10 protein-coding genes are annotated in these 15,187 nt (G+C 72.0%); 6 read left to right on the plus strand and 4 right to left on the minus strand.

Going from position 1 to position 15,187, the window contains the following annotated elements:
* Positions 1-27: 27 nt before the first annotated feature.
* Together ACF1B9_RS08705 and ACF1B9_RS08710 are read left to right on the plus strand one after the other, a co-directional pair.
* Entirely contained in the window at positions 28-5,019 is a 4,992-nt protein-coding gene (locus ACF1B9_RS08705; RefSeq protein WP_391741425.1) for a DNA repair ATPase, read from the plus strand.
* 30 nt (positions 5,020-5,049) lie between these two features.
* The gene (locus tag ACF1B9_RS08710) at positions 5,050-7,038 is read left to right on the plus strand and encodes an NAD-binding protein (protein WP_391741424.1); all 1,989 of its coding nucleotides are present in this window, start codon (positions 5,050-5,052) and stop codon (positions 7,036-7,038) included.
* Positions 7,039-7,115: 77 nt separating this feature from the next.
* Here ACF1B9_RS08710 and ACF1B9_RS08715 read toward each other — a convergent pair whose 3' ends face one another.
* The 3 genes from ACF1B9_RS08715 to ACF1B9_RS08725 form a co-directional block, all read right to left on the minus strand.
* A complete protein-coding gene (locus ACF1B9_RS08715; protein ID WP_391741422.1) occupies positions 7,116-8,387 on the minus strand; it encodes a choice-of-anchor A family protein in 1,272 nt (423 codons plus the stop codon).
* A gap of 112 nt (positions 8,388-8,499) precedes the next feature.
* Positions 8,500-9,630: a tryptophan--tRNA ligase gene (trpS, locus tag ACF1B9_RS08720; RefSeq protein WP_391741421.1), complete on the minus strand. Its 1,131-nt coding sequence runs from the start codon at positions 9,628-9,630 to the stop codon at positions 8,500-8,502.
* Between the two features lie 394 nt (positions 9,631-10,024).
* Positions 10,025-11,164, minus strand: a complete 1,140-nt coding sequence (locus ACF1B9_RS08725) for a Fic family protein (protein ID WP_391741419.1) — start codon at positions 11,162-11,164, stop codon at positions 10,025-10,027.
* 136 nt (positions 11,165-11,300) lie between these two features.
* Between ACF1B9_RS08725 and ACF1B9_RS08730 the strand changes: the two genes are divergently transcribed.
* From ACF1B9_RS08730 to ACF1B9_RS08740, 3 genes are all read left to right on the plus strand, one after another.
* Positions 11,301-12,392 (plus strand): LLM class flavin-dependent oxidoreductase, encoded by a 1,092-nt coding sequence (locus ACF1B9_RS08730; RefSeq protein ID WP_391741417.1) that lies wholly within the window; start codon positions 11,301-11,303, stop codon positions 12,390-12,392.
* Between the two features lie 23 nt (positions 12,393-12,415).
* Complete coding sequence (locus ACF1B9_RS08735) at positions 12,416-13,069, plus strand: FMN reductase (RefSeq protein WP_391741527.1); 654 nt, start codon at positions 12,416-12,418, stop codon at positions 13,067-13,069.
* A 153-nt stretch (positions 13,070-13,222) separates the two neighbouring features.
* A complete protein-coding gene (locus ACF1B9_RS08740; protein WP_391741416.1) occupies positions 13,223-13,645 on the plus strand; it encodes a universal stress protein in 423 nt (140 codons plus the stop codon).
* Between the two features lie 79 nt (positions 13,646-13,724).
* Here the strand turns inward: ACF1B9_RS08740 and ACF1B9_RS08745 are convergent, their stop codons facing one another.
* A complete protein-coding gene (locus ACF1B9_RS08745; RefSeq protein ID WP_391741414.1) occupies positions 13,725-14,159 on the minus strand; it encodes a hypothetical protein in 435 nt (144 codons plus the stop codon).
* 119 nt (positions 14,160-14,278) lie between these two features.
* Between ACF1B9_RS08745 and ACF1B9_RS08750 the strand changes: the two genes are divergently transcribed.
* A complete protein-coding gene (locus ACF1B9_RS08750; RefSeq protein WP_391741413.1) occupies positions 14,279-15,160 on the plus strand; it encodes a hypothetical protein in 882 nt (293 codons plus the stop codon).
* Positions 15,161-15,187: the final 27 nt, after the last annotated feature.

Raw genomic sequence — 15,187 nt, forward strand, 5'->3', positions numbered from 1 at the left:
ACAGACCTCGTAGGGAAGGCCGTACGTATGGAAACCGACACCACGACCGCACCGCCCGCCGGCGGCCCCGTGGACGCGGGGACGTACGACGTGCTGCGCCGCCGGCTGGCCGACCGGGCCGCCGAACTCGCGAGCCGCGCCGAGACGCTCAACGCGCGGCGCACCGAGGAGTTCGGCTCGACCGAGCTGCGGCTCACCGGCTCCGAGCGGATCCGTACCGAGCAGGCGTCCGTGCCCCGCGACCTGGTGGCCGTCGGCGGCCGGCTGCTGTTCGGCTTCGAGCGGGGCCCGGGGGCGGCACAGCCGCCCGAGGTCGCGGACGTACTCGCGCTGTACGACCCGGAGTTGACCGCCCAGGACCAGGGCGGCCTGCTCGGCGACGAGGCCTTCGTACGCGAATTCACCGCACTGCACCGCTACTACCGCGACGCCCGGCTGCTGCGGCTGCGCCGCGTGGACGGCAGGCTGCTCGCCGTCTTCCGTACCGGCGAGAGCGCCGACGGCATCCGCGTACTGCGCTGGGCGCTCGCCCCGGACGGTTCGCCCGGCGCCTTCCTCGACGCGCGCGGCGACCGCGACCACGTCTTCCCGCCGTCGCACGACTTCACCTGGACCGTCGCGGGCCGCGAGTCCCACGTCCTGGGCCGGCACCCGCACATCGCGGTGGGCGGGGACGCGGACGGCACGGGCGCCGCCCTGTTCGTCGACACGCTCGGCGGCACCCTCACCGTCAAGACGGTCGACGACACCGACACCCCGGACGGGATCTACAAGGAGCCGGTCACCGAGCCCCTCCAGTCCCTCGCCGACGCGGATGTCGAGCATGCCGTGATCGGACCGCTGGTCCTGCTCCGCGTGCGCCCGTACAACGAGGAGTCGTGGCGGTACCTGGTCTTCAACACGCTGCTCGGCACGGTCCTGCGCCTGGACGGCATCGGGCCCGCCTGCCACCGGCTGCCGGAGGACCAGGGGATCATCTTCCCCGGCGGCTACTACCTCACCACCGGCACCGTGAAGACCTTCGACATCGCCGAGCCGCTCACCGACCCGGCCTTCGAGGGCGTGGTCCGCTCCCCGAACGGCGAGGACGTCCTGTACGTCTTCCGCTCCCCCGACGACGGCCGGAGCCTGCTCCTGCCCTACAACCTGATCCGGCAGGAGGTCGCCACCCCGCTCCAGGGCCGCGGCCACGCCCTGCTCGACGACGGCACGCTGGTCCTGCTGCGCTCCACCGCCACGGGTGACGAACCGGCCCGGGTCCACCCGGTGCAGCGCTGGCTGACCCCCTACGTCTCCGACACCCACGCCGCCTCCCGCCCCGCCGGGTCCGGTCCGCTCGCCCGGGTCGGCAACGCCGATCTGGTGCGCGGCATCTCCGACTGCCTGGCACTCGCGCACAGCGCCGCCGAGACGACCCCGACCGCCGCCGTGTACGCCCAGCTGGTCGCGGACTGCACCCGCGCCACCGACCGCTACCACTGGCTCACCGACCCCGACCTCGGCGCGCTCGCCGCCCCGCTGGCGGAGCTGCGGGACACCGCCCAGCAGGTCCTCGCCGAGTTCGAGACCGTGCGGGAGCTGACCCGGCAGGCCGCCGACGCCCTCACCGGGACGGCCGACCGGCTCACCGCGCTCGTCCGCCGCATCCGTGGCGAGGCGCCGCGCACGGCCGCCGCCTGGGTGGCCCAGCTCACCGAACTGCGCCGGGCACACGGTCATTTGGCGACCCTCGCCGAGATGCGGTACGCGGACACCGAGCGGATCGCCGAGCTGACCACCGCCACGGCCGACGACATCGACGCGGCCGGCCGGCGCGCGGTGGCGTTCCTCGGCCGGGACGACGCGTTCGCCGGCTACCACGAGGACATCGCCCGCCTGGCCGCCGAGGCCGCCGCGCTCACCACCGTCGTGGACGCCTCGGCGCTCGGCGACCGGCTGACAGGGATGACGGAGGGCCTGGGCACCGTCACCGACGTGGTCGGCGGGCTCGACATCGGTGACGCGACGGTCCGTACGTCGATCCTGGAGCGGATCGCCGAGGTCCTCGGCGGGGTCAACCGGGCCCGCGCCGTCCTCGACGCACGACGCCGCGAACTCCTCGACCACGAGGGCCGCGCCGAGTTCGCCGCCGAGTTCGCGCTGCTCGGGCAGGCCGTCACAGGGGCGCTGGCCGCCGCCGACACCCCGGACGCCTGCGACGACCAACTGTCGCGGCTGCTGCTCCAGTTGGAGAACCTGGAGTCGCGGTTCGCGGAGTTCGACGACTTCCTCGCCGAGCTGGCCGAACGGCGCACGGAGGTGTACGAGGCGTTCTCGGCGCGCAAGCAGACCCTGCAGGACGCCCGCGCCCGGCGGGCCGAGCGGCTGGCGGATTCGGCGGCCCGGGTCCTGGAGACGGTCTCCCGGCGGCTGGCCGCGCTGCCCGACCTGGACGCCGTCCACACGTACTTCGGCTCCGACCCGATGGTCGCCAAGGTGCGCCGCACCGCGGACGAGCTGCGCGAGCTCGGCGACCCGGTGCGCGCCGAGGAGCTCGACGGCCGGCTGCTGGCCGCCCGGCAGGAGGCCGGGCGCGCCTTGCGCGACCGCGGGGAGCTGTACGCGGACGGCGGCGCCACGATCCGGCTCGGCCGGCACCGGTTCGCGGTGAACACCCAGCCCTTCGACCTGACGCTCGTCCCGCACGGGGACCGGCTCGCGTTCGCGCTCATCGGCACGGACTACCGGGCGCCGGTCACCGACCCGGAGTTCAAGGCCACCCGCCCGTACTGGGACCAGACGCTGCCCTCGGAGTCCCCGCACGTCTACCGCGCCGAGCACCTGGCGGCCCGGCTCCTGGACGAGCACGGCGCCGACGCCCTCGCCGCCCTGGACGCCTCGGAACTCGCCTCCCTGGTACGGGAGTCGGCCGCCGCCGCGTACGACGAGGGCCACCAGCGCGGTGTCCACGACGAGGACGCCGCCGCGATCCTCACCGCCCTGCTCGGCCTGCACGCCGGGGCCGGACTGCTGCGCCGCCCGCCCGCCGTGCGAGCGGCGGCGCAGCTGTTCTGGGCGTACGGGACGGACGAGGTTCGGCGCACCTCCTGGACCCGGCGGGCCCTCTCGCTGGCCCGCGCGCGTGAAACGTTCGGCCTCGCCCCGGCCGTCCAGGCGCTCCAGGAGGAGTGGGCGGACGTCATCCGGGCCGAGGAGTCCGGGGGCTCCGGCGTCCGGGGCGCGGACTGCGGGGCCGTCGCCGCGTACCTCTTCGAGGAGCTGACGAGCGGACCGGCCGGATTCGTCACGAGCGCCACCGTGCGCACGTTCCTGGACAAGTTCCGTCGCGCGACCGGCTCTTCGGCGTACGACGAGGATCTCGCCGCCCTCCACGACGACCTCCGTGCCCGGCGTCAGCTGGTCGAGGGCTGGCTCGTCCCGTACGCCGCCGCGAGCGGCAACGAGATCGACGCGGGCGATCTGGCGGAGGCCGTCGCCGTGGAACTGTGCCCGGAGCCGCTGCTCGACCGGTACGAGTGCGAGGCGCCGCTCACCGCGACCGTGGACGGCCTGCTCGGCACCCATCCACGCATCGAACGGGGCCGGCTGACCGTCCGCATCGACGAACTCCTCGCCCGTACCGCCGAGTTCCGTGCCGGCACCGTTCCCGGGTTCCGGGCCTACCAGCGTCGGCGCACCGCACTCGTGGCCGCCGAACGCGCCCGGCTGCGGCTGGACGACCACCGGCCGCGCGTCATGTCGGCGTTCGTCCGCAACCGCCTCCTGGACGAGGTGTATCTGCCGCTGATCGGCGACAGCCTCGCCAAGCAGCTCGGCACCGCCGACGCCGAGCGGCGCACCGACTCGCAGGGCCTGCTGCTGCTGGTGTCGCCGCCCGGCTACGGCAAGACGACGCTCATGGAGTACGTGGCCGACCGGCTCGGACTGGTCCTCGTCAAGATCAGCGGGCCGAACCTCGGCCACGACGTGACCTCCCTCGACCCGGCGCAGGCGCGCACCGCGACCGCCCGCCAGGAGATCGAGAAGATCAACTTCGCCCTGGAGACGGGCAACAACACGCTGCTCTACCTCGACGACATCCAGCACACCTCGCCCGAGCTGCTTCAGAAGTTCATTCCGCTCTGCGACGCCACTCGCCGGATCGAGGGCGTGCGGGACGGCGAGCCGCGCAGCTACGACCTGCGGGGCAAGCGGTTCGCGGTGTGCATGGCGGGCAATCCGTACACCGAGTCGGGGGCGCGGTTCCACGTCCCCGACATGCTCGCCAACCGGGCCGACGTGTGGAATCTCGGCGAGGTGCTGAGCGGCCGGGAGGACGTCTTCGCGCTGAGCTTCGTCGAGAACGCGCTGACAGCCAACCCGGTGCTGGCGCCGCTCGCCGGGCGTTCCCGCGAGGATCTCGCCCGGTTCCTGCGGCTCGCCTCCGGCACGGCGCCCGCAGTCGGCGCGGACCGGTTCGACCATCCGTACGCGCCCGCCGAGGCGGAGCGGATCGTCTCGGTCCTGCGCCATCTGCTGACCGCGCGGGACACGGTGCTGGCCGTGAACGCCGCGTACATCGCCTCGGCCGCGCAGACGGACGCGACGCGCACCGAACCGCCGTTCCGGCTGCAGGGCTCGTACCGCAACATGAACAAGATCGCCGAACGGATCGTGCCGGTGATGAACGACGCGGAACTCCTCGCCGTCATCGACGACCACTACGCGGGCGAGGCCCAGACGCTGACCACCGGCGCCGAGTCCAACCTGCTGAAGCTCGCGGCGCTGCGCGGCCGTCTCACCGCCGAGCAGTCCGCGCGCTGGTCCGCGATCACCGCCTCCTACGTCCGCACGCAGACGCTCGGCGGCCCGGACGGCGACCCCGTGACACGGGCGGTCGCCGCACTGGGGCTGCTCGCGGACCGGATCGCGGCGGTGGAGTCGGCGATCGTCCGGGCCACCGACCCCCGCCATCTGCTCGCGGGCCCGCCGCCCCGGCACGCGGCGCCGCCGCCCGATGTTCCACAGGAAGATCACTGACAGCCCGGGTACGACGGAGAGGATCAAGGCATGCTGGGCACCGTGCCTCCATTTCCCCAGCAACCCCAACGCTCTCCGTTCAGCGGACACATGGTCGTCTGCGGTGACGACGCACTGGCCCAGCGGCTCGCCGTGGAGCTGCGCTATGTGTACGGGGAGAGAGTCACCCTCGTCCTGCCGCCCCGACGCGACGCGCGCCGGTCCGAACTGCCGCTGACCGGGCGGGGCCGGGCGGCGGCGCTGTTCGGCCGGATGTCGCAGGCGATGAACCGCAACGGCGGGAACGGAGCCGCGGGTGGTACCGGGGACGGCGACACCGACGCCGGGGTCGAGGCGGTACGCATCCTGGAGGCGCCGGAGCCCTCCGACGAGGTCTTCGAGGAGGCGGGCGTCGAATCGGCCGCCGCGCTGGCCCTGGTCTACGACGACGACGAGCGCAACATCCGCGCCGCGCTGACCGCCCGCCGCCTCAACCCCCGGGTCCGGCTGGTCATCCGGCTCTACAACCGCAAGCTGGGCCAGTATCTGGAGACCCTGCTCGACCAGGCCGCCGCCGTCTCCGCACCCGGCCTCGACCCGGCCGCGCTGGACGCCTCGACCACCGTCCTGTCCGACGCGGACACCGCCGCGCCCGCCCTCGCGGCGACCGCCCTCACCGGCTCCAGCAAGGTCATCCAGGCGGAGGGCCTGCTGCTGCGCGCCGCCGAACGCACCCCGCCCGGGGACGGCCGGGTCGCCGACCCCGGCCTGTGCACCCTCGCGCTGCTCTCCTCCACCACCCATGACCCGGCGGGCACCGAGGGATCCGACAGCAGTGGCGACGAGGGACCTCAACTCCTTCCCGACGAAAGCCAGGTGGCTGCGGCGACGGGCCGTGGCACGGTCGTCCTGGAGGCGGTCAGCCAGTCGGGCCCGGCCGGTCCGCCGCCCCGGATGGGCGGCCGGGGCGCACCGCTCGGCCAGGTCTTCTCCCGGCGGCTGCGCTGGTCGGCGCTGGGGGTCGGGCTGGCCGTCGTGGGCCTCGCCGTCGCCTCCTGGCTCACCACCGGCGACCATCCGGCGCACGCCGCGTATCTGACGCTGCTGGACCTGTTCGCGATGGGCGACCCGGCGATCGGTGATCCGACGGCACGTCAGATCCTTCAACTCCTGTCCGGCGTGGCCGGCCTGCTGCTGCTCCCCCTGCTCGTGGCTGCCGTGCTGGAGGCGTTCGGCTCACTGCGTACGGCGTCGTCGCTGCGCCGTCCGCCGCGCGGTCTCTCCGGCCATGTGGTGCTGCTCGGTCTCGGCAAGATCGGTACGCGGGTCCTGGTCCGGCTGCGTGAGCTCGGCATTCCCGTGGTGTGCGTGGAGGACGACCCGGACGCGCGCGGCATCGCCGTGGCCCGGCGGCTGCATGTCCCGGTGGTGCTCGGCGATGTCACCCAGGAGGGCGTGCTGGAGGCGGCGAAGATCCAGCGCGCCCGCGCGCTCCTCGCCCTGACCAGCGTCGACACCACCAACCTGGAGGCCGCGCTGTACGCCCGCTCGGTCGAGCCGAACCTGCGCGTCTCCCTGCGTCTGTTCGACGACGAGTTCGCCACGGCCGTCTACCGCACCCTGCGCGCGGCCCACCCGCAGGCCCTCACCCGCTCCCGCTCCGTGTCCCACCTGGCCGCCCCGTCCTTCGCGGTCGCCATGATGGGGCGGCAGATCCTGGGCGCGATCCCGGTCGAGCGGAAGGTGATGCTGTTCGCGGCGGTCGAGGTCGCGGGGCACCCGCAGTTGGAGGGCCGCACGGTGGAGCAGGCGTTCCGGGCGGGTGCCTGGCGGGTGCTGGCCCTGGACGCCACCCCGCCCGAGGACCGGCGCCCGGACCTGGCGGTGCCCGCACCCGTCTCCACGGACCGTCCGTCGGGACTGGTCTGGGACCTGCACCCGGGGTACGTACTGCGCCCCCAGGACCGGGTGGTGATCGCCGCGACCCGCCGCGGCCTGGCCGAACTGCTGCGCCGCCGCGTCTCGTTGACGCACCGCTGAGCCGGGCGGGTCGCGGGTGTCGGGTCCGCCCGGAGCGGCGGCGGGGGGCCCCGCCCGAGCAGGCGGGGCCCCGGGTGTCAGGCCCGCCTGGAGCGGCGGCGGGCCGCCACGACCAGACCGGTGCCCGCGGCGAGCACCACGGCGGTGCCGATGACCAGCGGCACCGTGCCGCTGCTGCCCGTCGAGGCCAGGTCGCCACCGCCGGCGCCGGGCGCCGTGCTCTGCGACGGGGCGGGCGTGCCCGGTGCGGCGGGTCCGGAGGAACCGGCGGACGGCGTGCCGCTCGCCGGGGGCGGCGTCGCGGAGTCGGAGGGAGTGCCGGTCACCGGCGGCGTGGTCCCGGGTGTTGTGCTCGGCGTCGGCGTGGCGGACGGGGTCTTCCCGGTCTCCGGGAGGCAGCCGCTGAAGGGGAAGTGGTGCGTCTCCGCTCCGCCCGAGCCATGCAGCGAGGCCACCCACACGGAGCCGTTGACCGGTGCGCCGGTGCCCAGCTCCAGGTGCGCCCGGGGGGCCAGCACACTGCCGGGCCAGGCCGCCGAACTGCTCTTGGTGACCGTGCGGGCCTCGGGGAAGTTCCACAGCAGCCGGGCGCGGATCGTGCCGTCGGAGGCGCTCTGGAGCTTGTCGTCCAGTACGTAGTCCTGGCCGCCGGAGAGGAAGAAGCCGGTGGTGCCGGCCTTGGCCATGTCGTAGTTCTCGCCGCTCACATTGACGATCGCGGTCGCGCCCGCCGGAACCTTGAGGTAGACGTCCTTGGCCTGCTCCAGCTGATCGGCCGTCACGTTGAAGACGTTACGGGTGGCGTCGGCGCCCTTCAGGGTCAGCTTGGCGCCGTCCGCTGTCACGTCGGCACCACCGGTCACCGGCTCCTCGGCCAGCGCGGAGGAGTAGGACCGGAGCTTGGCGAACTCGGCATCGAAGTCGATCAGCCCGGCGTTCTGACGGAAGGCGCCGGAGTGCAGCTCGACGGCGCGGTCCCGGACCTGGCCGCCGACGACCGCGTCGCCCTTCATCACCGCGGTGACCGACCCGCCGTTGAGCAGATCGCCGCGGACCACGAGCGAAGCCCGGCCGGGCAGGGCGTCGACCTCCGCCGCCGTGAGCTCGTTGGCGACACTGAAGCCGCCGCGGAAGTCGGCGTTGCCACCGACGGCGACGGCACCCTCCGCGTCGGGTGTGTGGACGTCGTCACCGAGGACGAACTCGCCGTACTTTCCGGCGATTTCGAAGGCGTCGGTGGCGCATCCGGACGAATCGGCGGGCGCGGCCTGGGCGGCCGGGACGGCCGCGAGGCCGAGGACGAGGGCTCCACCGAGCACAGTGGCTGCGGCGGTTGCGGTTATGCGCATGGGGCGTGATTCTCCCGCGGAGGTGATGGTAAAGATTCCGTGGTGGCTTTGCCCATAGTTTTCACACCTTGAGACATTGGTCAAGACCAATGCCCGAAGCACCGACGAAGCGTCAGGAAAGGGAGCTATGTCCGGGTGTCGCCGGTGAGGTGTCGGGGCACGGCATCCGGCGCGCCCCGACACCCACACCAGGCACCTGGAGGAGGCCCCCCATGGCCTCCCGCACCTCCGCCAGCGTCGCGTCGGCCACGGCGTTGGCCCGCTCGTTCCCCGCCCGCAGCACCGACCGCACGTACCCCATGTCCCGCGCGTACTCCGCCCGCCGGGCCCGGATCGGCGCCATCCTGCTGTTGACGGCCTCGGTCACCGTCCGTTTGAGAGCGGCGGCGCCCCCGCCGCCGATCTCCTCCGCCACGGTGAGCGGGTCGCGGTCCAGACAGAGCGCGGCCAGCAGCACGAGCGAGGACACCCCGGGCCGGGTCTCCGGTTCATAGGTGATGTGCCGCTCGGCATCCGTCCTCGCACCCTTGATCAGCCGCGCCGTCTCGTCGGCGGTGGCGGCCAGCGCGATGGAGTTGCCGCGGCTCTTGCTCATCTTGGTGCCGTCCGTGCCGAGGAGGAGCGGCGCGGCGGAGAGCAGGGCGTCCGGCTCCGGAAAGACCGCCCCGTACCGCTCGTTGAAGCGGCGGGCGACGGTCCGCGTCACTTCGAGGTGCGGCAGCTGGTCCTGCCCGACGGGGACGAGGTTGCCCTTGCAGAACAGGATGTCGGCCGCCTGGTGCACGGGATAGGTGAACATCAGCCCGCTGACGGTGGACTGCCGGGAGTGCGCGATCTCGTCCTTGACGGTGGGGTTGCGGTTCAGCTCGGCGACGGAGACGAGGCTGAGGAAGGGCAGCATCAGCTGGTTGAGCGCGGGCACGGCACTGTGGTTGAAGATCGTCGAGCGTTCCGGGTCGATCCCGATGGCCAGGTAGTCCAGCAGCAGCCCCTCTGTGATCTCGGTGAGCCGTTCGGCCACGTCCCGGTCGGTCAGCACCTGGTAGTCGGCGATGATCACGAAGACGTCCACCCCGAGCTCCTGGAGCCGGACGCGGTTGTGCAGGGTTCCGAAGTAGTGCCCGAGGTGGAGCGGCCCAGTGGGCCGGTCCCCGGTCATCACGCGGAACCGGTCGGGCGCCTGCCGGATCCGGGCCTCCAGCTCGGCGGCGTGCTGCTCGGGCGATGCGGTGACGGTACTCATGGGGGTCTCTCTCCTCGCGATGCTGGCGCTGGTTGCGTGGAGGACGACCCGCCGTGGTCTCACCGGCATCCGTACCCGTACGAGGGCAGAGGAAAGGGCCGTCCATTTCGAACGGCCCTTGTTCCGTGCATAGGGAAGGCGGCCGCTCCTAGGAGGAGCGCCACCAGTTCCGGCACGGGATGGAGGTCATGGTCCGAGCTTAACGGGCGCAAGCTCCGCCCACACGACTTTTCCCGGCCCGCACCGCGCGCCGTACCCACACTCTCCCGTCCGGGCGAGACGCGGGCGTGCCGCCCGGCATTGGTCAGCAGCTCGGGGAGCAGGAGAACGTCGCGCTCCCGGGGCGCGCCGAGGACGATCTGCCCGGACCTCTCGGCTACGCGGCACCGCGCGATCATGTGGCATACGGGTTGCTGATGGTGTGATGCCGACGCGCGGTGGCCAGCACCCGCTCCGGAAACCGCGGCCCGGCGACGTAGTGACGGCCTTTCGTCCGGCCCACGGCCGTCAGCAACTGCGCCTTGGTGAGTGCCTGCAGATCCCGCGTGGCCTGCTGCGTGTTGATCGCCTCGGCCTTCTCGTAGCGGCTGCGCCGCACCCGGCCGACCATGGCCACCTCGTGCAGTGCGGTGACCTGCCGCTCCGTGACTCCGTGCTTACCTGACTCCTCCATCAGTTGCGTCCAGCAGTCGTTGGAACGGTCGACACGGCGTTGCACCCGCTGTGTCTGCTGGTGGTAGGCGAGCAGGTTGAATTTGATCCAGGGCAAGGTGTCGCGCTCCGGCGACCAGACCGGCCCTCCGACCTCTCGCAGCACCTTGTAGTACTCCCAGGTGTTGCCCGGCATGCCCAGCCATTCCTCGATCGAGGAGAACTCGGGGGCGAGAACACCGCCGCGTGCGATGAGAAGGGTCTGCAGCGAGCGGGACATGCGGCCGTTGCCGTCGGACCAGGGGTGGATCTTCACCAGGTTCAGATGGGCCATGGAGGCACGGAGCAGGACATGACTGTCCAGGTCGCCTTCGTTGAGCCAGTCCACGAGCTCGGTCATGAGCCCGGGAACCCGTTCCTGGTCGGGGCCGTCGTAATCGGTGGCGAGTTCGTCGCCCGGTGCGGTGATGCGGATCGAGGTTCTGCGCCACTGCCCGGCGAGCCTGCGGGGGTGGTGATGCCCCTGGAGCATCCAGTGCAGGCTGTTGAGGAGTTCCTTGCTGTAGCGGAAGTCAGTCACATCGTGCAGCGACTGGATGTACGTCATGGCCTGTTGGTAGGCCAGGGTCTCCACCTTGTTCTCGTCGCTGGCCTCGACTTCACGCTCGCCGTCCATCAGGTCGGCAACGTCCACGGCATCGACCCGGTAGCCCTCGATCGTGTTCGACGCCGCGATGGCGCTGGCCGTCAGGGCCTTGCGAAGATCAAGGGTCCACTTCGTCGGAGCCTGCTGCACCGCATACCGCAGCTGTTCACGCAGGTCGTTGATCTGCTCCAGGACCTGAAGGTCGGCCGAATCCAGGCGTGGCATCTCGTACAGCATGACGCAATGATACCCAGTGCCTATCATCACCGCCCCGCCCAGCCCACCGGGGCGGAATAGGTCACGAGGGCGTTCCGTTGTAGGGTGTGTTCACATAGTTCAATGTTCAACCAACTTGCTTCTGGAGGCGGGCGCCATGGAGTTCGGGATCTTCACCGTCGGAGACGTGACCACGGACCCGACGACCGGCAGGACACCGAGCGAGCACGAGCGGATCAAGGCCACCGTCGCCATCGCACAGAAGGCGGAGGAGGTCGGTCTGGACGTCTTCGCGACCGGCGAGCACCACAACCCGCCGTTCGTCCCGTCCTCGCCGACGACCACGCTCGGCTACCTCGCCGCCCGCACCGACCGGATCATCCTGTCCACGTCCACGACGCTGATCACCACCAACGACCCGGTGAAGATCGCCGAGGACTACGCGACGCTCCAGCACCTCGCGGACGGCCGCGTCGACCTGATGATGGGACGCGGCAACACCGGACCGGTCTACCCCTGGTTCGGCAAGGACATCCGCCAGGGCATCCCGCTCGCCATCGAGAACTACGCCCTGCTGCACAAGCTGTGGCGCGAGGACGTCGTGGACTGGGAGGGCAAGTTCCGTACGCCGCTGCAGTCCTTCACCGCGACCCCGCGCCCGCTGGACGGCGTCCCGCCGTTCGTGTGGCACGGCTCGATCCGCTCCCCGGAGATCGCCGAGCAGGCCGCGTACTACGGCGACGGCTTCTTCCACAACAACATCTTCTGGCCCATCGAGCACACCAAGAAGATGGTGAACCTCTACCGGCAGCGGTACGCGCACTACGGGCACGGCACCGCCGAGCAGGCCATCGTCGGACTCGGCGGCCAGGTGTTCATGCGGAAGAACTCGCAGGACGCGGTACGGGAGTTCCGCCCGTACTTCGACAACGCGCCGGTCTACGGACACGGTCCTTCCCTGGAGGACTTCTCCCGGCAGACCCCGCTGACCGTCGGCTCCCCGCAGGAGGTCATCGAGCGGACCCTGTCCTTCCGGGACGCCGTCGGTGACTACCAGCGCCAGCTGTTCCTGATGGACCACGCGGGACTGCCGCTGAAGACGGTCCTGGAGCAGCTCGACATCCTCGGCGAGGAGGTCGTCCCGGTGCTGCGCAAGGAGTTCGCCAACCTGCGGCCGGCCGGAGTCCCGGACTCCGCCCCTGTCCACCCGGCCGTCGCCGCCCGCACCACCACCACGAAGGAGGGCTGACCACCGTGTCCACCACGCCCGGCGTGTTCGCCACCGAGCCCTTGAGGATCGTCGCCGTCTCGGCCGGACTCAGCCGGCCGTCCTCGACCCGGCTGCTGGCCGAGCGGCTGGCCGGCGCCGCCCGCGAGCGCCTGCTGGCCGAGCAGGACCGCACGGTCGAGGTGCGGGTGATCGATCTGCGTGACCTGGCCGTCGACATCGCCCATCACCTGGTGACCGGATTCCCGCCGGGCGCGCTGGACGAGGCGATCAAGGAGGTGACGGAGGCGGACGGACTGATCGCCGTCTCGCCCGTCTTCACCGCCTCCTACAGCGGACTGTTCAAGTCGTTCTTCGACCTGATCGACAACACGGCGCTGACCGGCAAGCCCGTCGTCATCGCGGCGACGGGCGGCACCGCCCGCCACTCGCTGGTCCTGGAACACGCGATGCGTCCGCTCTTCGCCTACCTGCGGGCCACGGTCGTACCGACCTCCGTGTACGCGGCGTCGGAGGACTGGGGCTCGTCCGGCGACGAGTACACCGACGGCCTGCCGTCCCGGATCCGGCGCGCGGGCGGCGAGCTCGCGGCCATGGTCGCGGGCGGCCGGGCGGCCTCCGGGGCACCGAGGACCCTCGGGCTCGACGACGAGATCGTGCCGTTCGAGCAGCAGCTCGCCGACCTCCGACTGGACTGATCGGCCCCCCGGACAGGGGCCGGGAGGCCCTACCACCCGAAGCCCTGTCCGGTTTGACTAGAGTTGGACTGAAAGACGCGTCGTGCGGCGTTCTCCCGCAGGAGTCCCGCACGACGCCTCTGCACACTGAGCCGAACCGAGCTGGAGGCAGAGATGGGCAGGATCGTGGTGGGCGTTGACGGCTCCGATTCGTCGGTCAGGGCGCTGCACTGGGCCGTACGCCAGGCGGAGCTGACCGGTGACACCGTCGAGGCCGTCAACAGCTGGGAGTACCCCGCGACCAGCTGGGCGTCCATGATGCCGGGCATGCCGGAGGACTTCGACCCGCAGGCGGTCGCGACCGTGGCCCTCACCGAGACGCTGGAGGAGGCCCTGGGAGCCGAGGGCGCGGCCGAGGTCAGCAAGGTCGTGGTGATCGGCAACCCGGCCCAGTCCCTGCTGGAGCGCGCCAAGGGCGCGAACCTGCTGGTCGTCGGGGCACGCGGTTACAGCGGCTTCAAGGCGACCCTGCTCGGCTCGGTCAGCCTCCATGTCACCCAGCACGCACCGTGCCCGGTGACGGTCGTACGCGACTGAGCACGGCCGCGTACAGGTCAGGACAGGGGAACGGGCCCGCGCCGAGCGCGGGCCCGTTCCCCTGTCCGATGCGCCGGGGCTACGCCCTCTGCCGCTTCGAGGCGCCCACGTCTTCCCGTGTGTAGAAGATGTAGAACGTCGTGATGAACATCCCGAGGCCGACCGCCAGTCCCAGTGCCGAGGACCGCAGCACACTGGAATCGGTCAGTCCGACCAGCAGGCCGATCGCCGCGGCCATCAGCGCGCCGTACGCCACCGCCCGGACCAGGGGCAGCATGGTGTGCTGGATGCGACCCAGCCCGAAGCACAGGGCGGCGAGCACCGCGGCGCCGATCAGGCCGTACCAGAACTGCCGGAAGCCGCTCGCGCCGTTGTTGCGGAGGATGAACGAGGCGTAGAGGCCGTACGCCGCGCCGAGCGTGGCGGGAATGGCCCAGGCGCGCGCACTGTGCCGACGTGTCCGTGCCCCGGGCCGGGCCCGTCGGTGGGTCGGCATCGCTGCATGAGTGGCCATGGCGGAGAACTCCTTCCGTCGCCCCTTTTCCCTCCAGAGCACACCCGGCCGCGCCGCCCGGCAACTCGGATGGCCTACGGCCCGGGGCGTGCCGCTTCCGTACGGGATTCCCTGGAGGGGTGCGGTATCTATCGACGACTCTGGCGGCGGCGGTGCTGGTGCTGCTCGCCGTGCTCGTCCCGCTGAGCGCGCTCGCCGCCTGGGTGGATCTGGAGATCGACAACACGGACCGTTACGTCGCCGCGGTGGCCCCGCTCGCCTCCGACCCCGAGGTGCGGAACACCGTCGCCGACCTCATCACCGACGCGACGATGAAGCAGATCGAGGCGGGGGCGCTCCAGAACACCGTGCGCGACTTCCTCCACCAGGCAGTCATGTCCTTCACCACCACCGACGCCTTCCAGAACGCGTGGAACGCCGCCAACCGCACCGCCCACCAGGCTGTCACCGCAGCGCTGAACGGCAACACCGGCGAGGCCGTGACCATCGATCTTGCCCCTGTGACCGAGCAGGTCAAACGGAACCTGGAGGACCACGGGGTGCCGTTCGCCGACCGGATTCCGGTTCAGCACACCGACATCACGCTCATCTCCGCCGACCGCGCCGACCAACTGCGCCAGAGCTTCCGGTTGCTGCGGGCCGGCAGCGTCTGGCCCGCCGTGGGCACGGTCGTCCTCGCCGCCCTGGCCGTGGTCGTGGCCTGGCTGCGCGGCGGACCGGGGCGCGGGCGCTCCGCGCGCGCCGCGCTCTCGGCCACGGCGGTGACCGGGCTCGGCTTCGCGCTCGGGGCGCTCGTCCTGCGCGCGATGGTCGCGGTCGCCCGCGCCCGGGTGCTCGCCGAGGTGCCGGACAGCGAGACGGGCGGTGCGGCGGCGGTGTACGACGCGCTGACGAGCTCACTGCGCACGACCGCGTGGATCGTGTTCGGTGCGGGGCTGGCGGTCGCGCTGGGCGCGCTGCTCGGGCGGCTGTGGGCGGTACGGCGGCGCACGGCTCCGTAACGGCACGGGCCGGGGCGGCACGGGCCG

The organism is Streptomyces sp. NPDC014727 (assembly GCF_043083485.1).
In the GTDB taxonomy this organism is placed as follows: Bacteria; Actinomycetota; Actinomycetes; order Streptomycetales; family Streptomycetaceae; genus Streptomyces.

Coding starts and splice junctions, on each gene's coding strand:
- trpS (WP_391741421.1), bottom strand. CDS start 9,630: ATGAGTACCGTCACCGCATCGCCCGAGCAGCACGCCGCCGAGCTGGAG.
- ACF1B9_RS08730 (WP_391741417.1), top strand. CDS start 11,301: ATGGAGTTCGGGATCTTCACCGTCGGAGACGTGACCACGGACCCGACG.
- ACF1B9_RS08740 (WP_391741416.1), top strand. CDS start 13,223: ATGGGCAGGATCGTGGTGGGCGTTGACGGCTCCGATTCGTCGGTCAGG.
- ACF1B9_RS08705 (WP_391741425.1), top strand. CDS start 28: ATGGAAACCGACACCACGACCGCACCGCCCGCCGGCGGCCCCGTGGAC.
- ACF1B9_RS08710 (WP_391741424.1), top strand. CDS start 5,050: ATGCTGGGCACCGTGCCTCCATTTCCCCAGCAACCCCAACGCTCTCCG.
- ACF1B9_RS08715 (WP_391741422.1), bottom strand. CDS start 8,387: ATGCGCATAACCGCAACCGCCGCAGCCACTGTGCTCGGTGGAGCCCTC.
- ACF1B9_RS08745 (WP_391741414.1), bottom strand. CDS start 14,159: ATGGCCACTCATGCAGCGATGCCGACCCACCGACGGGCCCGGCCCGGG.
- ACF1B9_RS08725 (WP_391741419.1), bottom strand. CDS start 11,164: ATGCTGTACGAGATGCCACGCCTGGATTCGGCCGACCTTCAGGTCCTG.